This window comes from Pelorhabdus rhamnosifermentans (assembly GCF_018835585.1).
Classification (GTDB): Bacteria; Bacillota; Negativicutes; order UMGS1260; family UMGS1260; genus Pelorhabdus; species Pelorhabdus rhamnosifermentans.
Genome location: NZ_JAHGVE010000081.1, coordinates 1 through 723, shown reverse-complemented (window position 1 = coordinate 723; position 723 = coordinate 1). Strand labels below are relative to the sequence as shown.

At 38.0% G+C, this 723-nt stretch carries 1 protein-coding gene; it reads left to right on the top strand.

What is annotated here, in order from left to right; translation table 11 throughout:
* A partial coding sequence (locus Ga0466249_RS25830; protein ID WP_512699368.1) for a transposase occupies positions 1-723 on the top strand: 723 nt, incomplete at both ends.

Here is a 723-nt window from a genome sequence, read left to right as displayed (position 1 = left end):
GTTGGCATAAATCCAGACGAAGATTTACCAGACGCAAGTTTGCTCGCCAAATTCAGAACACAACGTCTGAAAGGTACTGGTGTTGACGATATCATCAAGGAAGTAGTACGCCAATGTGTGGAGAAAAATATCATTAAGGGAACCGGCCTTAGTATAGATGCCACTCATACAGTGGCCAATACAGGCAAATTAGTTCCCGAGCGAATCATGAAACATCTAGCGAAGAAAATATTGAAAAATATAGAGAAAGAATCTGGAGCACTACCAGCTGGGCTCAATACAGAGATACCTGATTACAAGGTAATCGAAGATCATAGTGAAGCTAAAGCTACTATGAAAACCTACTTGGAAGGTATGATGGAAGAAGTCGAAAATAAAGTTGATATTACAATTATGCCAGAAACAGAAAAGGCAATCGCCGAAGCAAAAGAAATATTGAGTGATGAAAAGTTCATCATACAAAAGGGAGTACGATCACTGGTTGATAAAGATGCTCGTGTAGGATATAAATCAAAAACGGATAGTTTTTTTGGTTACAAAGTAGAATTTGCAATGATACCGGAAGAACGTATTATTACAGCCGTGCAAACGTGTGATGGCGCTTATGTAGACGGGAATAAGTTTGATGAATTATATAATCGCAGTAAAGAATGCGGATGTAACATCAAAGAGTTTTATGGTGATAAGGCTTATTTTCGAAAGCCAATACTTGATACGCTAAAG